The organism is Natranaerobius trueperi (assembly GCF_002216005.1).
Classification (GTDB): domain Bacteria; phylum Bacillota; class Natranaerobiia; order Natranaerobiales; family Natranaerobiaceae; genus Natranaerobius_A; species Natranaerobius_A trueperi.
In genome coordinates, this window is the sequence record NZ_NIQC01000040.1 from 1 (window position 1) to 15,394 (window position 15,394).

Sequence of the window (15,394 nt, forward strand, 5' to 3'; positions counted from 1 at the left end):
ATATTTGATTTCTAGCCCGGTGAAAATAGCGGAGGGGATACACCTGTTACCATGCCGAACACAGCAGTTAAGCCCTCCTGCGCCTATGGTACTGGGAGCGAAAGCTCCTGGGAGAGTAGGTCTTCGCTGGGCACTATATAAATGTTCCTCAGTAGCTCAGTGGTAGAGCGCCCGGCTGTTAACCGGTAGGTCGCAGGTTCGAATCCTGCCTGGGGAGCCATTTTTTATTTTAAGTTTAATATTTAGTAAATAATCTGTTATACTAAGACCTAAAGATAGGTCTTATTTTTATTTTAAGGGGGTTTTAATATTACTTATTCACTTGAAAATGGTTTGTTAGATGAACTGATAGAAAAGCATAGACCTTTATGTCAGCAAGGAAGTTTACCGTCTTACATACCAGCGTTAACTAATCCCCAACAGCATTTAGCAGGTATTAGCATTATAGATATAAAAGGGTCTAGGTACAATTCTGGTGATTATTTGTTACCGTTTACTATACAAAGTATTTCTAAAATAATCACTCTTACTATGGCTATATTAGATCAAGGAGAAGATTTTGTTTTTAGTCGTGTTGGAGCGGAACCTACAGAAGATAAATTTAATTCTATCCTACCATTAGAGATTAGTTCTGCTTATCCTCCAAATCCTATGATAAATGCTGGTGCCATTGTTGTGACTTCTTTAATCAATGGTAAAACCTCTCAAGAAAAAATGGATCGTATATTGAATTTTACTAGAAAACTAGCTAACAACCCTGAAATTAGTGTAAATGAGGAGGTGTTTATTTCTGAAAGAAGAACTGGAAACAAAAATATATCTTTAGCATATTACTTAAAAGATGCTAATGTATTATTAGGTGAAGTTGAAGATGTTTTAGATACATATTTTAGACATTGTTCAATCTCTTTAACAGCTAGTGATTTAGCTAATATTGCGCTTGTATACTCTCAAGATGGTAAAAGCCTAACTGGTGAACAATTAATCCCTCCTATGGTATGTAGACAAGTTAGAACTATTATGGCAATGAGCGGTTTTTATGATGAGTCAGGAAGATTTGCTAGGAGGGTGGGTATACCAGCTAAAAGTGGTGTCGGAGGAGGTATTTTAGGTGTAGTGCCAAATAGAATGGGAATTGGTTTTTATGGCCCTTCTCTAAACACTAAAGGTACTAGTATTGTAGGCTTTGATGTACTTGAAGAGTTAATAGAAAAATTAGATTTAAGCATTTACTAAAGAAGGTGTAAATATGATTATTGGAATAGGTATTGATGTAATTGAGTTGAAACGTATACAATTAGCATATCAACGAAGGCCTGAAAAATTTTCCTTACGAATACTATCTAAAAATGAAAAGAAAACATTAAATGAAAAGTCTAATATATACTCGTTTTTAGCAGGTAGATTTGCTGCGAAAGAAGCGATTGGAAAAGCTCTAGGGACAGGTCTAGGTAAAGTGAACTGGAAAGATATAGATATTTGGTCTGATTGTCATGGAAAGCCTCAAGTAAATTTATATGGTTACGCTTTAGAGTACTCCAAGGAACTCCATATTTCAGCAATCTACCTATCAATTTCACATTCAAAAGAAACGGCTGTAGCTAATGCGATTTTATGGAAGTAATGTTTGAGAACACTTGACATTTAGTTTAAAAAAACTTACAATTAAATTAATTCTTATAAAAATCGTAAGAATTAATTTATATTTTTTTGTTTTAATTCCTTATTAAATTACTAATGAATAAGTGTGTTACTAATGTGAGGTGTTAAAAATGAAACTTTCCACACGTGGTCAATATGGAGTCAGAGCCCTTGTTCAATTATCATATAATTACGAAAAAGGTCCGCTATCATTACGGGAAATAAGTGAAATTGAAGGTATATCTTACCAATACTTGGAACAAATTTTTTTAGATTTAAAGAAGCATTATCTAGTTAAAAGCTTAAGAGGAGCTAAAGGTGGATATGTTTTAGCTAAACCTCCAAATAATATAACTGTTGGAGATATAATAAAAGTAGTTGAAGGTCCAATTGCACCTGTAAGTTGTGTAGATAACAGTGAGAACAATGATTGTGATAGATCTTCTATTTGTGCACCTCGAAATGTATGGAAGGAATTAAGAGACAGAATTACAGAAGTCTTAGATGAATTTACTTTAGAGGACTTAGTATCAGATAGTTCTAATGAAAAGTCAGGAGGCGATTATAATGAATAAAAGGATTTACTTAGATCATGGAGCAACGACTCCTATTAGATCTGAAGTATTCGAAGAAATGACGCCCTACCTTCAAGGTAATTTTGGAAACCCATCAAGTATACACAGCTTTGGTAGAGATGCTAGAAAAGCTGTAGAAGATGCTCGAGAACAAGTTGGTCAGGCAATCGGAGCTTATTCTGATGAAATACTTTTTACCTCCGGTGGTACTGAAGCTGATAATTTAGCTATCCAAGGAGTTGCTGAAAAATTAAAAGATAAAGGAAAACATATTATTACTTCACAGATCGAGCACCACGCTGTTTTAGATACTTGTGAGGCTATGGAGAAAAAGGGTTATGAAGTAACGTATCTACCTGTTGATAACAATGGTTTGTTAGATCCTAATAACTTAAAAGAAGCGATACGTAAAGATACAATTCTTATCACAATTATGCATGCAAACAATGAAGTAGGAACTATACAACCTATCGCAGAGCTAGCTAAAATAGCCAAAGAACATGATATTGTGTTTCATAGTGATGCTGTTCAAACTGTAGGTAGTATTCCAGTAAACGTTGATGAGTTAGCAGTAGATCTGTTGTCACTATCAGCTCATAAAATGTACGGTCCAAAAGGAATTGGTGCACTTTATATACGAAAAGGTACTAAGCTAGATAAGATTTTTCACGGAGGAGCACAGGAACGAAAAATACGACCAGGAACTGAAAATGTGGCTGGAATTGTTGGACTTGGAAAGGCAATTTCTTTGGCAGTTTCTGAACTAGAATTAAAAAGCAAAAAAATTACAGCCTTAAGAGATCGATTAATTAAAGAATTAACTTCTATTGAAGATACACAGCTAAATGGTCATCCAGAAAAACGTCTTCCGGGTAATGTAAATGTGAGCTTTGAGTATATAGAAGGTGAATCGCTACTATTAAATTTAGATATGAAAGGAATTGCAGCTTCAAGTGGTTCAGCATGTACATCTGGGTCATTAGATCCCTCACATGTATTAATGGCTATGGGGTTAAGTCATCAAACAGCTCATGGTTCACTAAGACTTACTCTAGGTAAAGATAATACTGAAGAAGAAATTGAGTATGTATTAGAAGCAATTCCTGAAGTAATTAATCGACTTAGAGAAATGTCTTCTCTGTGGAAAGGTAAAGAAGCTAATTACAGTTAATAATTGGAGGGGTATTTATGTATAATGATAAAGTTATGGATCATTTTGAAAATCCAAGAAATGTGGGGGAAGTAGAAGATGCAAATGGAATTGGAGAAGTAGGAAATGTAACTTGTGGAGATATAATGAGAATAACAATCAAAGTTAATGAAAATGAGGAAATTGAAGATATAAAGTTTAAAACATTTGGTTGTGGTGCGGCAATTGCAACTAGTAGTATTACTACAGAAATGGTAAAAGGTAAGCATATTAATGATGCTTTAAAGGTTACTAATAAAGATGTAGCTGAAGAGCTAGATGGTCTACCAAAAAACAAACTTCATTGTTCTAATATAGCAGCTGATGTACTTCATAAAGCAATAAAGAATTACTTAGGTGAAGAAACTGAAGATGACTCAGATGAACATCATCATTAAACTAGTAATCGCTCTCCTTAAGGTACAGAATATTACCGTGAGGAGAGCTTTTTTATTTAATGGTACTTTTAGGAGGTACTATTTTATTTTTATATAATTATATAAATAAGGTTCATGATGGGAGGTGATAAGATGCAAGTCGTAACACCTAAAGAAATGAATCAAATTGATAATTTAGCAATCTCTGATGCTAGTGTTCCTGGAGTTATTTTGATGGAAAACGCAGCAAATGCTGTTACAAATATTGTCCTGAAAAAACTTTCAACTAATGACCCTGTGATTGTTATAATAGCAGGATCAGGTAATAATGGTGGAGATGGTTTTGCTATTGCTAGACAACTCGCGAGTATAGGTATAAATGTACAGTTATTTTTCGTAGGAAAGGAAGAGAATTTAACAGGTGATGCGAGAACTAACTGGGAAATAATAAGAAAAAGAGACGATATAACAATACATAAAGAGATTAATGACTTTTCTAATATAAAGAATTTAACTACTCAAGCAGATGTAATAATTGACGCTTTATTAGGGACTGGGTTAACTGGAGAACCAAGAGAACCACACAAAACAAGTATCGAAATAGTCAATGAAGCTAAAATAGATCAAAATATTGTAATTAGTGTTGATATACCATCAGGTGTTAATGGTCATACTGGAGCTGTTGAAAGTGTCGCAATTGATGCTGATATAACTATAACATTCGCTTTACCAAAGGTAGGGTTACTACTATATCCAGCTAAAAGTTACGTTGGAAAGCTATATGTTGCTCCAATTGGGATACCGGAATGGGTTACAAATAGTGTTACATCTGATTATCGCTTTTTAACTATGGAAACGATTTCATCTCTGATACCAAAACGAAAGGGAGATTCTTTTAAAGGTGATTTTGGAAAGTCGCTAATTATTGCTGGTTCTAAAAATATGCTAGGAGCTGGTGTTTTAACTGCTCATGGAGTACTTATGTCTGGTAGTGGGCTTACTACATTAGCAGTACCAGAATCAGAAGTACAAACTGTACAATCAAAGCTAACAGAAGAAGTGATGACTTTAGGTCTCCCGTCTGATAACGGAAAAATTACAGAAATCGATGAAGTAATTGTAAAATCTTATGATGTAATAGCTATAGGCCCAGGTTTAGGACAGCATAAAGGTACAAAAAAAGTAGTTAAAAGTGTACTAAAAAATTCAACTAAACCTTTGGTATTAGATGCTGATGCTTTAAATGTACTACAAGACGAAAGTGAACTTTTAGCAATTACAGAAGCAGAAAAAGTTGTCACACCACATATCGGAGAATTTAGTAGGTTAACTGGATATACTATAGAAGAGATAAAATATAATTCTTTTGAATTAGCTTTGAAGTTTGCATGCGATTGGAATAGTGTAGTAGTTTTAAAAGGATCTCCAACCATTATCACCACGCCTGAAAAAGAACTTTATATTAACAACACTGGTAATCCAGGTATGGCAACTGGAGGTTGTGGTGATGTATTGACAGGCGTTATAACTTCATTAATTGGTCAAGGTTTGAGTGTTAAAAAAGCATCTATTTTAGGTGTATATTTACACGGATTAGCTGGTGACCTAGCAAAAGAGTCACTAGGAGTATATGGAATGAAAGCTGGGGATTTAGTGAATAATTTGTCTAAAGGTTTATGTTATTTACAGGAATATAAGAGTTCTAAAAAAAGAAGGGGGAGAATAAAATGTTTGCAAGAGATATAATGACAAAAGAATTGATTACTGTTTCTCCAGAGACAACAGTAGATCAAGCTGCAAAAATTATGTCTGAGAAAAATATAAGCGGACTTCCAGTAATTGATGAAGATAACAGGATTATGGGTATAGTTACTGAAGGTGATCTACTAGGAAAGCATAAAAAAATTGATCCACCTGGTTATATTGAGTTTTTAGGTGGAATAATTTTTACAGAGAGCCAAGATGAATATTTTGAGCAATTACAAAAATATGTTGCAACAAAAGTGGTCCAATTAATGAGTACAGATGTTGTAACAGTAACCCCCGATACACCCGTTGAAGAATTACCAACTCTTATGGATCAAAAAGAGATAAAAAGAGTACTAGTAACAGAAAAAGGAAAATTAATAGGAATTGTTAGTAGAGCGGATGTTATTAGGGCATTATCTTAGTATAATGGGGGTGTATTAAATATCTACACCTAAAGCTATAGTTGTGTTAAGTCTTTTTATCTTAATTATTTTATTTTTACCAGCTTGTAAAAGTCTAACTGAAGATGAAGTTCACAAATGGGCACAAGGTAATTTAGAGGAATTAAATGATTATCATCTTAAAGGTAAACTGAAAATAAGAGATATAGATCATGATAAGTTAAGGGAATACGAAATTGAGGAGAGATTTTTAAATCCAGATAAATTAAGAGTTGATATATTTTCTGAAAATATTGAGGACCAACAAATTTTTATAACTGAAAAAGAAGAAGTCAGCATTTTTCATATGGGTTTACAAGAACACTATAAAATACCACGGGGTGAACTACCAAATAAACTTTCCTTTCTTTTTTATGAAGTAATTGAGGTGTTAGCAAATGAAGAGACTGATGTAGAAGTTGAACAAAAAGATTCAAACTACTTGCTAACTGTAAACTATAATCAAAAGGGAATCCAATACTTTCAACTAGAACTCGATAATGGTCTAAAACCAGTTAAGTTAAAACTATATAGAGAAGTTGATCGACCACCTTATGCAGAAGTTAAATATAAAAAAGCTACTCTGGATAAATCCACGGTTACAGTTGATGATTTTGATGAAAAGTTACTTAAAATGGCTTTTAAGAGTCATTTTAAACCAAGCTGTCAGTTACAAACTTTCGATAAAGAAGATTTTTCAGAACTATCTATTAGCTTTGAACCATATCTACCCAAAACAACAGATTATGATTTGAAGTCAACACATGTTTGTGAAGTTACAAACTGGGTTTCTATGGGATTTTTAAAAGGTAATGACACGAAGGAAAATATTATATTAATTCAAAATAAGTTAGATGATGACAAAAGCGAATTTAAATCTATTAGTGAATTACATGACTATGAATATATTAAGTATGAAGAACAAGAGTTATTGTACCTTGATGACAAAAACTTTAACATGGTTACCTGGATGCAAACAAGTCAGTTAAGATTAATTATTATAAGTCCCAAGGGGCTTGATAAAATTTTAGAATTTGTCTCTTCTATTAAATAAGATAGGCCATAGTTTTGCTATGGCCTATCTTATTTAAAGTGATAAAGCCTTGTGGTATAATTAACAAAAATGCGAAAATTTGAACAAAGATGGTGGACTTAAAATATGGGAAGGCTCCAAAAAAATGTTACTGAAAATAAAAAAGAAAATTATTTTTTGGTTGGTAAATCTGTATTACCACAAGCTTTAAAGAAAACTATTAAAGTTAAAGAATTACTGCAAGGGAGTTCAAATTATAATATTTCACAAGCTGTAAGAGATGTTGGAATGAGTAGAAGCGCCTATTATAAATACAAGATCATATTTTCACTTTTTATAAAGTAATGGAAATAGGATATTGAGTGTAGTGATAATGTTAAATGATAGATCAGGAGCACTAGCAGAGGTCCTAAAAGTATTAGCGGCAGCTAGAGCTAATGTTTTAACAATAAATCAAGGTATACCAATTCATGGAGTTTCAAATGTATCAATATTTTTTGACACACAATTTCTTATATTAGATATTCAGACTGTGATTCAAAATATAGAACAGCTTCAGAATGTAAAATCTGTTGAAGTTGTAGGTCAAAAAGATTCGAATTAGGAAGGATAATTCATTATAACCTGGAATATAATGATAAAGAAGCCATAACCTTATCTAATTGAGGTGAGATTATGTCAGATTTAATTCCTATAAGACCAACATTTACTGAAATAGACCTGGACAACCTTTCTCATAACTTTCAACAAATAAAAAAATTAGTACAAGGTAAAAAAATAATGGCTGTTGTTAAAGCAGATGGATATGGACATGGTGCAGTAGAAGTTGCAAAAGAAGTATTAAATAAAGGTGCTAATTATTTAGGGGTAGCTATGTTAGAAGAAGCTATTGAACTTAGAAAAGCAGGAATAGCTGCACCTATACTAGTTTTAGGGTATACACCGCCTGATCATGCAGATGCTTGTATTAAATATGGTATAACATCCACAATTTTCACTTATGAAGTAGCTAAAGCATTTTCAGAACGAGCAGTTAATATGGGTAGAACTGCTTATGTTCATTTAAAAGTAGATACTGGTATGGGAAGAGTTGGAGTTACTCCAGATGAGACAGTAGAATTTGTTAAAATTATAAACGAGCTACCATACCTAAAGGTGGAAGGAATTTTTACTCATTTTTCTGTTGCTGATGATAAAGATAAAAGTTATACTAAAAGACAGCTTGATTCTTTCAATTATATTTTAACTTCACTTCAAGAAGAAAAAATTAACATCCCAATAAAGCATTCTGCTAATAGTGCGGCGACGATTGATTTACAAGACACACACTTTGATATGGTTAGAGTAGGATTAGCACTCTATGGATTATATCCATCACCCCATATGCGTAAAACTGTTGATTTAAAACCTGTTATGACTCTTAAATCACAGGTAGCTTTCCTTAAGATAGTTCCGAAGGGTACTTCAATTAGTTATGGTAGAAAATATATTACAGACCAAGAAAGCAAAATAGGTACATTACCCATTGGGTATGCAGATGGTTTTTCAAGAATTTTAACTAACAAGTGTGAAGCACTAATTAAAGGAATTCGTGTCCCTGTAATTGGATCAATCTGTATGGATCAATGCATGTTCATAGCAAATAATGTATCTAATATAAATATTGGCGATGAAGTGGTCATTTTTGGTAATCAAGGAGGTAAAGAAATAACAGTAGATGAAATTGCTGATAAATTAGGGACAATTAATTATGAAGTTGTGTGTATGATTGATAAGAGAGTTCCTAGACTGTATCTAAAAAATAACAGAGTTGTTAAAAAGAAATCTCTAACTAGTAAAATGAATTAGTTATCCCACGATTGTTAATACTAGTATGTGCAGTGTTATATTATTTCTTGCGTTTTTATAGATAAAAAGATATAATTTTGATTGTGCCATCCTTAAAATTAGATTAGTAACCCTATAGTTTTAAGGAATATTTTGTATTACTTAGTGTTTTGTAGTTTGGGAGGTGGAGTAATTTTGTCTAGAACAGAACGAATTATGATAAGTTTACCAGAACAATTATTAAAAGAAGTAGATGGTATTGTCTCCTCAGAGAAGTGTAGAAGTAGAAGTGAATTTGTGCGAAAAGCTATGCGCTTATATATAGAGGAAAGGAGAAAGAATAATATTAGAGAATATATGAAACAAGGATACGAAGAAATGGCAGAAATCAATTTGGAACTGGCCAATGAAGCTCTAGAGGCCGAAAATGAAGCTGATCAATTAACGGAAGAATTGGTGAGTGGAGTGTGAGCGAATTGACTATTAGACGAGGAGACGTATACTATGCTGATCTCAGCCCAGTTATAGGTTCTGAACAGGGTGGAGTTCGGCCAGTATTGGTGGTACAAAATGATATCGGGAACCGTTATAGTCCTACGGTGATTGTTGTAGCTATCACCTCTCAAATTCAAAAGGCTAAATTACCTACTCATGTTGAAATAACAGCGAATAAGTATAATTTAGATAGAAATTCTGTTGTTTTGCTCGAACAGGTACGTACAATAGATAAACAACGATTAAAAGAAAAAATTACTCATATTGATAAAAATTTGATGGAGAAAATAGATGAAGCATTGAAAATAAGTTTAGGTTTAGTAGATATTTAAAGCGTAGTGTAGTACACTGCGTTTTTTGTGTTTTTAAAGTATAAAAGGAAGGGTGATCACTTGAAAGTTCTTAATTTTTTGCAAAATAGAGTTAAGCTAGTTTCTGAACCTACACCTTTCAGAAATTTGAATAATCTATCTAGAGAAAATGAATCTAGTATTTATATAAAAGAAGATGATGTAACGGGTATTTGTTTAGGAGGAAACAAAGTCCGAAAACTTGAATATCTCATCTATGATGCAATTCAAAAAGGTGCTGATACTGTAATCACAACAGGAGGCATTCAATCAAATCATGCTAGACTAACTACAGCTGTTGCAAGGAAGTATGGGTTAAAATCCGAGTTAGTGCTAAAATATGGAGAAGAAAGATCTCAATTTCGACAAAATGGTAACTTATTATTAAATAATTTAATGGATGCGAATATACATTTAGTAACAGATGAATTTGAAATTCAGAATAAAATACAAGAACTTGAGACTAGTCTTAAAAAATATGGAAATATTCCATATAAAATACCTTTGGGTGGTTCTAACGAAATTGGTACATTAGGTTATATTAGAGCTGGTAAAGAGTTAGGGGAACAGTTAGAATATAAAGATATCAAAAACACTGCTGTAATTCTTCCAGTAGGTTCTGGAGGAACAATGGCTGGACTGTTGATTGCTAAGTGGATATGGAATTTGAATTTCAAAGTTATAGGTATAAGTGTTACTAGAAATAGTACAGTTATGTCAGAGACAGTTGAAGCCATAATTAATGAAACATTAGATTTTCTTGATATTAAAGAAGATTTTCGTGAACAGAACCTACCAAAACCAACTATATATGATGATTATATTGGACCAGGCTATGGAAAAACCGATCAACAGACTATTGAAAGCATTAAACTGATTGCAAAAACAGAAGGTGTTATATTAGATCCGGTATATACAGGAAAAGCTATGACAGGACTTTTAGACTTAACAGAAAACAAAATAGTTTCTAATGATTCAATAATCTTCTTACACACTGGAGGGGTGCCGGCAATTTTTGCTTATCAAGATCAATTATAAACAAAAGGAGGGTCGAGTTTGGGGCAAAGTCTGATTCATAAACGAAGAGGACAATTGGTGGAAAGTGTGCATAAGGGGACTATTGCGGTTGTAGATCAAAAAGGTGATTTAGTGGCTAGTGTTGGTAATCCGAATAAAGTTACTTACTGGAGAAGTGCAGCTAAGCCTTTTCAAGTTATTCCCCTAATTCAAAGAGGTGGGATAGAAAAATATGATTTAAATCTAAAAGAGATTTCTGTTATGTGTGCTTCACATATGGCTCAAAATATACATACAGAAACAGTTAAAGAAATATTATCAAAGATAGGTTTACAGGAAAGTGATCTTTCTTGTGGAACACATCCACCTGGTGATAAAGAGGTAAGAAATCGTTTGATACGTGAAAATAGTGATCCAACAGAAGTATATAATAACTGTTCAGGTAAACATTCAGGTATGCTTGCTTTAAAAGAGTTAATCCAAGAAAAAAGAAAGGATTACTGGAAAGAAGATCATCCCATACAAAAACTGATGATAGATATTATATCAAAATTGACTGATGTTTCACTAGAAAACGTCTATATAGCAAAAGACGGTTGTGGCGTACCTGTTTATGGGATGCCTATTAAAAACATGGCTTATGCTTATAGTAGATTTAATGATGAAAAACTTCCTAGAGATATAAACCTTTCTCTTCATATCGTACAAAAAGCTATGACCAAACATCCAGAAATGGTATCAGGTATAGGGAAGTTTAATACAGAATTAATGCAATCAACAAAAGGAAAGATTATTGCAAAAGGTGGAGCTCAAGGTGTGTTTTGTTTTGCTATACCACACAAAAAATTAGGAGTAGCTATAAAGGTTGAAGATGGATCTAATGAACCTATTTCGACAATAACCTTAGAAGTTTTACGTCAATTACAAGCAATTACTGATGATGAACTAGGTGATTTACAAAAATACTATACACAGAACATTACTAATGCTAAAAAAGAAAAGGTTGGGGAAATTAAACCTGTGTTTAAACTCGATTATCTTTAAGGAGAGGAGTTATATAATGCGAGTCTATATCTCTGCTGATTTAGAAGGGATTTCGGGTATTGTAGACAAAGAATATCTTCATCAAAAAAACCACGAATATCAACGGGCACGAAAACTTATGACTAATGAAATAAATGCAGCTATTAGAGGAGCTTTTCAAGGAGGAGCAAATTCAGTATTAGTTAATGATGCCCATGGTCCAATGACAAATATTTTGATTGAAGAATTAGAACCTGAAGCAGAATTAATTACAGGTACACCTAAATTAAATGGTATGATGTCTGGGTTAAGTGAAGAATTTGATGTGGCTTTTCTAATAGGGTACCACTCAAAAGAGGGAAACCCAGGAGTTTTATCTCACTCATATAGTGGAAGTGTAGTGGGAGAAATTCGCTTGAATGGTAATGAAGTAGGAGAAGCGGGTTTTAATAGTTTGTTAGCTGGCTATTATGGGGTACCTATTGGACTTGTAACAGGTGATGATAAAGTAATTGAAGAGGCTAAAACTCTTTTAGGACCTGAAGTCAATACAGTCCAAGTTAAAACAGCTTTCTCACGATATTCAGCAAAATGTATAACTCCAGAACAAGCTTATAAGCAGCTTAAGGAGAAAGCTTATAGAACCGTAACAGATTTAGAGAAATTGATCCCTACTTCTGTAACTTCACCAATAGAGTTAAGTGTTACTTTTAAAGATAGAGGGCAAGCAGAATGTGCAGCTTTTTTACCTGAAAGTAAGCTAGACAAAAAAACAGTAAAATATACACATAAGGACCTGAAAGTAATCTATAAAGCTTTACAGTGTATGCTAAGGTTAGTAAAATAAATTAATAGGCGCTTGCAAAACTAATTAACTAAAAAAGATTTAAAATCCCGAATTTGATTTAAAGGGATTTTTAAAAATCAAATCTCTTTGAATTTTAAAGTCTAAGGTAAAAGATGAATCACTCCTCAAGTTAATAATTTAGCAGCAATCCAACGGATTGATCTGATTTTTTCATTAAATGCAGATCTACAAGCAATTAAAGCAACAATATTTTGAGCAATAGCAGATAACGCAAATTTAGAAAAAACACTATGAAAATCTCTAACATTTAATTGCCCTAGATTAAGTGGTAGTTTAAGTCTAGAGATAGCATGTTCAGATGCTACTCTTTTCTTGTACACCCTATTCCAAAGTCTAGAACCTCTTGGAATAGGAGTATGAAAACGATAATTGTCTTTAGGATAGGTGTAAATTACCCGTCCATACTTTGACTCAGTACATGGACTAGAACATTTACTATAACGTTTAGTCCCTTGCTTTCTATTTAAAGGGCAAACCCATTTGATTCTTTTGAGTGAATTACAATAACCATCATATTTGAAAATAAGGCTACTGTCTTTAGGGCAAACAGGAATACCATGTTCATTAAAATTTTCACCTAGTTTTTTAGAGTTTCTACGATTTTTACTAATTACTGGCTTTAAAGAACATTCTTTTATCAAGAAGCGATAATTTTCAGTACTATCAAAGCCGGCATCAGCTGTAAAAATATTGTATCTTTGAATATCATGACGTTTCTTAAAGCTATTCATTATGGGATTTTAAAGTAGTAGAATCTTTTCCCTCAAAAAGTTCAATATCTCTAATAACACCAAACCTATCTGTCAATACAGCACCAGTAAAAGCGTAAGCAAAATGACCATTGGTGTAAGAAAGTTTAGCCTTGGGCTCAGCTTTAGAACGTTTAGGCATTTTACTAATAGTTTTGTGCAATTAATTCATGTTCAGGTCTTTTAGGAGTTCCCTTCTCGACCTTTCTTTTAAGAGAATAGAAATATTTAGGATTGTTCTCTTTAACAGGGATCTCGAATCCAGTGGTATCAAGGACGAGAAGGGTTGAATCAAAAGGGTCAACATTCCTCAAATAGGGTTCAGTTAATTCAACTAACTTATGTAATATTTCTTTATAATCTTCCTCACTTAGTTTTTGTTTAAATCGAGTAAAAGTTGAAGGATTAGGAACAGAATCGGTAAAGCCGCATAGATTCTTAAGCGGTCTTGAAAGTTCAAGAAAGCTAACCAAAAGCTCAACCGTTGGTATGGAAACAAGCTTTTGAATTATTAAAGCAGAAAGCATGGATTCAATAGAGTAAGGCGGTCGTCCTGTTTGATTGTAATAACGATCTCTTACATGCTGAGGAATAATTTCAGCAAAATCTATGTAATGAGAAAGTTTCTTGAGTTTCGAATGAGAATCTAACTTTTGAAACTCATCAGAGTAATCAAAGAAAGAAATTTGATCTTTCACAGGATCACCTCCCAAGAAATATTCCTAATCAATATTTCGATATGAAGTGGAGGGGTTCCTGTTGAAATACCCTGTAAAATCCTCTTATGGCAGACGTTTTGAGTTTTGCAGGGAGCTAAAAATAAATTAAATTTAGGAGGGATTATCTATGAATGTAGATTTATTTAAGAAGTTAACTCAAACACCAGGAATACCTGGTAGAGAAGAACAAATTAGGGAAGTAATTAAAAAAGAGATGAATGAATTTTGTGATGAAGTAAGAGTGGATGCTTTAGGAAGTTTAATTGGAGTTAAAAAGGGAACAGGTAATAAAAAGATAATGCTTGCAGGCCATATGGATGAAATTGGTTTTATTGTGAAACATATTGATAAGAATGGTTTTATTAGATTACATCCTGTAGGGGGATTTGACCCTAGAACACTTATGGCTCAACGCTGTGTTGTTCATGGAAAAGAAGAATTAGTTGGAAATATTGCACCTGGTACTAAACCAATTCATTTATTATCAGCTGAAGAAAAGAAGAAACAACCACAAGTAAAGGATTATTTTGTTGATTTAGGAATGCCTGCAGATAAGGTTAAAGAAATGGTTGAAATAGGAGACCCTGTAACCCTAAAACAAGACTTTTTAGAATTAGGAGAAACCTATACAAGTAAAGCTATTGATGATCGAGTAGGAGTATTTGCAATGTTAGAAGCTGCTAAAAACGCAAAAGATCATGAAGCAGACATTTATCTTGTGGCAACTAGCCAGGAAGAAGTTGGTTTACGTGGAGCAATAACATCTTCTTTTGATATTGAGCCTGATGTAGGTATTGCAATTGATGTAACTATTGCTGCTGATATTCCTGGTGGAGAAGAAGCTGAGCAAGTAACTAAACTTGGAGATGGTGCAGCAATTAAGTTAATGGACTCTGCATCTATAGCAAATCACAATGTAGTAAAAACTCTAAAAACCCTTGCTAGTGAAAAAGATATACAACATCAAATGGAAATACTAGCTAAAGGAGGTACTGACGCAGGAGGAATCCAAAGAACTAAATCAGGGATTCCTGTAGGGTCAATTTCAATACCTTGTAGATATGTACATACAGTAAATGAAATGATTCATAAAGATGATTTAAAAGCAGCTATTGATTTAGTTACAACATTTATTGAAGAAGTGAATGTTGATAATCTAAAATATAGTTAATAATAAAAGGTACCTCAAATGTATTGAGGTACCTTTTCAGTTTGCCCTGCATGGGCGGTAGCTAGGCGGTGAAAGTCCGCTACAGGCTTGGTGGTAGGAACTGTTAGCAAATGGCAAGGGCGTCCATCGTGAGGTGGAGTCTGAAGGAAGCCTGATGCAAACTCTCGGTCT

20 protein-coding genes, 1 tRNA gene and 1 rRNA gene are annotated in these 15,394 nt (G+C 33.3%); 19 read left to right on the plus strand and 3 right to left on the minus strand.

Annotation, left to right across the window (positions count from 1 at the left end; genetic code table 11):
• Window positions 1-15 precede the first annotated feature (15 nt).
• From rrf to CDO51_RS12085, 18 genes are all read left to right on the plus strand, one after another.
• Window positions 16-132: ribosomal RNA gene (gene rrf / locus CDO51_RS12000) — 5S ribosomal RNA — on the plus strand.
• A gap of 13 nt (window positions 133-145) precedes the next feature.
• Window positions 146-220, plus strand: a tRNA-Asn gene (locus tag CDO51_RS12005).
• A gap of 113 nt (window positions 221-333) precedes the next feature.
• The gene (glsA, locus tag CDO51_RS12010) at window positions 334-1,236 is read left to right on the plus strand and encodes a glutaminase A (RefSeq protein WP_240503570.1); all 903 of its coding nucleotides are present in this window, start codon (window positions 334-336) and stop codon (window positions 1,234-1,236) included.
• A gap of 13 nt (window positions 1,237-1,249) precedes the next feature.
• Window positions 1,250-1,624, plus strand: coding sequence for a holo-ACP synthase (gene acpS, locus CDO51_RS12015; RefSeq protein WP_089024475.1), 375 nt, complete (start codon window positions 1,250-1,252; stop codon window positions 1,622-1,624).
• 148 nt (window positions 1,625-1,772) lie between these two features.
• The gene (locus CDO51_RS12020; RefSeq protein ID WP_089024476.1) at window positions 1,773-2,216 is read left to right on the plus strand and encodes an RrF2 family transcriptional regulator; all 444 of its coding nucleotides are present in this window, start codon (window positions 1,773-1,775) and stop codon (window positions 2,214-2,216) included.
• Window positions 2,209-3,387 carry a cysteine desulfurase NifS gene (gene nifS, locus CDO51_RS12025; RefSeq protein WP_169710446.1) on the plus strand — a complete coding sequence of 393 codons (1,179 nt, stop codon included), beginning with the start codon at window positions 2,209-2,211 and terminating at the stop codon, window positions 3,385-3,387. The genes CDO51_RS12020 and nifS overlap by 8 nt, the downstream gene beginning before the upstream one ends.
• Before the next feature lie 17 nt (window positions 3,388-3,404).
• Window positions 3,405-3,803, plus strand: coding sequence for a Fe-S cluster assembly scaffold protein NifU (nifU, locus tag CDO51_RS12030; protein WP_089024477.1), 399 nt, complete (start codon window positions 3,405-3,407; stop codon window positions 3,801-3,803).
• 132 nt (window positions 3,804-3,935) lie between these two features.
• Window positions 3,936-5,528 (plus strand): NAD(P)H-hydrate dehydratase, encoded by a 1,593-nt coding sequence (locus CDO51_RS12035; protein WP_158212454.1) that lies wholly within the window; start codon window positions 3,936-3,938, stop codon window positions 5,526-5,528.
• Window positions 5,510-5,953, plus strand: coding sequence for a CBS domain-containing protein (locus CDO51_RS12040; RefSeq protein WP_089024479.1), 444 nt, complete (start codon window positions 5,510-5,512; stop codon window positions 5,951-5,953). Before CDO51_RS12035 ends, CDO51_RS12040 begins: the two co-directional genes overlap by 19 nt.
• Window positions 5,954-5,996: 43 nt before the next feature.
• Window positions 5,997-7,025 (plus strand): hypothetical protein, encoded by a 1,029-nt coding sequence (locus CDO51_RS12045; RefSeq protein ID WP_089024480.1) that lies wholly within the window; start codon window positions 5,997-5,999, stop codon window positions 7,023-7,025.
• Between the two features lie 105 nt (window positions 7,026-7,130).
• On the plus strand, window positions 7,131-7,349 hold the full coding sequence (locus CDO51_RS12050) for a hypothetical protein (protein WP_089024481.1): 219 nt from the start codon (window positions 7,131-7,133) through the stop codon (window positions 7,347-7,349).
• A 22-nt stretch (window positions 7,350-7,371) separates the two neighbouring features.
• The gene (locus CDO51_RS12055) at window positions 7,372-7,608 is read left to right on the plus strand and encodes an ACT domain-containing protein (RefSeq protein WP_240503572.1); all 237 of its coding nucleotides are present in this window, start codon (window positions 7,372-7,374) and stop codon (window positions 7,606-7,608) included.
• Between the two features lie 71 nt (window positions 7,609-7,679).
• Window positions 7,680-8,852, plus strand: a complete 1,173-nt coding sequence (gene alr / locus CDO51_RS12060; protein ID WP_089024483.1) for an alanine racemase — start codon at window positions 7,680-7,682, stop codon at window positions 8,850-8,852.
• A gap of 195 nt (window positions 8,853-9,047) precedes the next feature.
• Entirely contained in the window at window positions 9,048-9,302 is a 255-nt protein-coding gene (locus CDO51_RS12065; RefSeq protein WP_089024490.1) for a CopG family ribbon-helix-helix protein, read from the plus strand.
• Between the two features lie 5 nt (window positions 9,303-9,307).
• Entirely contained in the window at window positions 9,308-9,658 is a 351-nt protein-coding gene (locus CDO51_RS12070) for a type II toxin-antitoxin system PemK/MazF family toxin (RefSeq protein WP_089024484.1), read from the plus strand.
• Window positions 9,659-9,718: 60 nt separating this feature from the next.
• Window positions 9,719-10,714: a D-cysteine desulfhydrase family protein gene (locus CDO51_RS12075; protein WP_158212455.1), complete on the plus strand. Its 996-nt coding sequence runs from the start codon at window positions 9,719-9,721 to the stop codon at window positions 10,712-10,714.
• Between the two features lie 18 nt (window positions 10,715-10,732).
• Window positions 10,733-11,737 (plus strand): asparaginase, encoded by a 1,005-nt coding sequence (locus CDO51_RS12080; protein WP_089024486.1) that lies wholly within the window; start codon window positions 10,733-10,735, stop codon window positions 11,735-11,737.
• A 16-nt stretch (window positions 11,738-11,753) separates the two neighbouring features.
• On the plus strand, window positions 11,754-12,563 hold the full coding sequence (locus tag CDO51_RS12085; RefSeq protein ID WP_158212456.1) for a M55 family metallopeptidase: 810 nt from the start codon (window positions 11,754-11,756) through the stop codon (window positions 12,561-12,563).
• Window positions 12,564-12,688: 125 nt separating this feature from the next.
• Here CDO51_RS12085 and CDO51_RS14495 read toward each other — a convergent pair whose 3' ends face one another.
• The 3 genes from CDO51_RS14495 to CDO51_RS14505 are packed head-to-tail and all read right to left on the minus strand — an operon-like array spanning window position 12,689 to window position 14,031.
• Window positions 12,689-13,315, minus strand: a complete 627-nt coding sequence (locus CDO51_RS14495; RefSeq protein WP_205842260.1) for a transposase — start codon at window positions 13,313-13,315, stop codon at window positions 12,689-12,691.
• Window positions 13,308-13,475 carry a hypothetical protein gene (locus CDO51_RS14500; protein ID WP_205842261.1) on the minus strand — a complete coding sequence of 56 codons (168 nt, stop codon included), beginning with the start codon at window positions 13,473-13,475 and terminating at the stop codon, window positions 13,308-13,310. The genes CDO51_RS14495 and CDO51_RS14500 overlap by 8 nt, the downstream gene beginning before the upstream one ends.
• A gap of 4 nt (window positions 13,476-13,479) precedes the next feature.
• Window positions 13,480-14,031 carry a transposase gene (locus CDO51_RS14505; protein WP_205842262.1) on the minus strand — a complete coding sequence of 184 codons (552 nt, stop codon included), beginning with the start codon at window positions 14,029-14,031 and terminating at the stop codon, window positions 13,480-13,482.
• A gap of 148 nt (window positions 14,032-14,179) precedes the next feature.
• On the opposite strand from CDO51_RS14505, the gene CDO51_RS12095 reads away from it, so the two are divergent.
• A complete protein-coding gene (locus CDO51_RS12095; protein ID WP_089024488.1) occupies window positions 14,180-15,223 on the plus strand; it encodes a M42 family metallopeptidase in 1,044 nt (347 codons plus the stop codon).
• Window positions 15,224-15,394 lie beyond the last annotated feature (171 nt).